We start from the raw sequence: 1,102 nt of genomic DNA on the forward strand, positions 1-1,102 counted from the left end.
ACCCTGACCGAGCAACGCCGCGTGAGTGAAGAAGGTTTTCGGATCGTAAAGCTCTGTTGTAAGAGAAGAACGTGTGTGAGAGTGGAAAGTTCACACAGTGACGGTAACTTACCAGAAAGGGACGGCTAACTACGTGCCAGCAGCCGCGGTAATACGTAGGTCCCGAGCGTTGTCCGGATTTATTGGGCGTAAAGCGAGCGCAGGCGGTTTGATAAGTCTGAAGTAAAAGGCTGTGGCTTAACCATAGTACGCTTTGGAAACTGTCAAACTTGAGTGCAGAAGGGGAGAGTGGAATTCCATGTGTAGCGGTGAAATGCGTAGATATATGGAGGAACACCGGTGGCGAAAGCGGCTCTCTGGTCTGTAACTGACGCTGAGGCTCGAAAGCGTGGGGAGCGAACAGGATTAGATACCCTGGTAGTCCACGCCGTAAACGATGAGTGCTAGGTGTTGGGTCCTTTCCGGGACTCAGTGCCGCAGCTAACGCATTAAGCACTCCGCCTGGGGAGTACGACCGCAAGGTTGAAACTCAAAGGAATTGACGGGGGCCCGCACAAGCGGTGGAGCATGTGGTTTAATTCGAAGCAACGCGAAGAACCTTACCAGGTCTTGACATCCCAGTGACCGTCCTAGAGATAGGATTTTTCTTCGGAACACTGGTGACAGGTGGTGCATGGTTGTCGTCAGCTCGTGTCGTGAGATGTTGGGTTAAGTCCCGCAACGAGCGCAACCCCTATTGTTAGTTGCCATCATTCAGTTGGGCACTCTAGCGAGACTGCCGGTAATAAACCGGAGGAAGGTGGGGATGACGTCAAATCATCATGCCCCTTATGACCTGGGCTACACACGTGCTACAATGGCTGGTACAACGAGTCGCAAGTCGGTGACGGCAAGCTAATCTCTTAAAGCCAGTCTCAGTTCGGATTGTAGGCTGCAACTCGCCTACATGAAGTCGGAATCGCTAGTAATCGCGGATCAGCACGCCGCGGTGAATACGTTCCCGGGCCTTGTACACACCGCCCGTCACACCACGAGAGTTTGTAACACCCGAAGTCGGTGAGGTAACCTTTTAGGAGCCAGCCGCCTAAGGTGGGATAGATGA

At 53.0% G+C, this 1,102-nt stretch carries 1 rRNA gene; it reads left to right on the forward strand.

The features are described 5' to 3' along the window. Nucleotides 1–1,102: ribosomal RNA gene (locus K6V48_RS11620) — 16S ribosomal RNA — on the forward strand; the annotation flags it as partial.

Source organism: Streptococcus suis, assembly GCF_019794555.1.
GTDB classification, from domain to species: domain Bacteria; phylum Bacillota; class Bacilli; order Lactobacillales; family Streptococcaceae; genus Streptococcus; species Streptococcus suis_AB.